The sequence below is a fragment of the Bifidobacterium sp. LH_389 genome (assembly GCF_056357235.1).
The window spans coordinates 1-1,086 of the sequence record NZ_JBKEVR010000036.1 but is presented as its reverse complement, the minus strand read 5'-3'; the positions used below and the strand labels follow the sequence as shown (position 1 = coordinate 1,086).

At 59.6% G+C, this 1,086-nt stretch carries 1 protein-coding gene; it reads right to left on the bottom strand.

What is annotated here, in order from left to right; all coding sequences use genetic code 11:
- Positions 1-164: 164 nt before the first annotated feature.
- Positions 165-650: a hypothetical protein gene (locus AC1AZA_RS11390; RefSeq protein ID WP_476514765.1), complete on the bottom strand. Its 486-nt coding sequence runs from the start codon at positions 648-650 to the stop codon at positions 165-167.
- Positions 651-1,086: the final 436 nt, after the last annotated feature.

Below are 1,086 nucleotides of genomic sequence, written 5' to 3'. Positions count from 1 at the left end.
GACGCCGAGCAGGATGCTCACGCCGAGGCTGGTCAGTCCCACGTAGTCGGCGGGGACGTGCTTCTTGAACGCCTGCACGAGTGCGGGCGTGACGAGGGCGACGATGCCGGAGGCGAGGGTGGTTGTTGCGGAAAGCGGTTCGGGTGCCTTTCGATCGGTGCCCGTTAGGCGTTGTCTCGTACGATGGTGACCACGTCCCGGTTGACTTGCCGGATGCGCGGGTCGGCGAGCATCTCGTCGGTGGTCATCCACCGGCAGTCCTTGGAATCCACGTGGAACCTGTCCGCCTTCCACGCATCGGGCATGTGCTTGATGTTCGCGCGGTAGAGCGTGTAGTGGTAGACGCGGGTCTCGTCATGCTCGGTGGAGTACTTTTCCCGAGTCGTTCCCGTCACGCGCGTAAGGGAGAAATCGCTCTTCGGGATCTCGAAGCCGTCGGACAGGTAGTCGGTCAGCAGCCTGACGTTCTCCGATTCGAGTTCGTTGGTCGCATGGTTCGGAAAGAAGTCGCAATCCCAGCCGGCGTCGTGGTACAGGAGGTACTTGTTGCCGTTGCTGATGGCAATCAGACTGCTGTATTTCTCCGTTCCCGCCATATGCTCCAACTCCCGGTACATTTTCTCGGCATTGTAGCCGTTCTTCCAAGCCATGATAGCGGATTTTGCCGAATACGCCGTGACCGCGCTTGCCAATACGATAAGTACCCAAGTCAACCATGGCCATGGTAGCTGTGCGGTCCAGGCGGCGAGAATGAGGAACACGCCCTCCACGGCGGCGATTGTGGCGGAGGCTTTGGTGCCTCGGCCTATGTCCGTGCGATGGATGTTGAGATATGTCTGCAAGCGTTCCGAGTCGATCTTCGCAGCATGACTTTATGTACGTGGGCCGCCGGTCGGCCGGCATGTACCCGATTTGTATCCGATGAGCAGTGGCGACGGCATTGTGGCCTAGGTCTGCGGTCATCGTTACCCATCGTTACCCATCGTTACCATAGCGGTCTTCTGCTTCAAACTGGGAAGGCGCCAATCCCAAGCGGGAGCAGGCCTTTTCGGTCGGGACAGCGGGATTTGAACCCGCGACATCCTG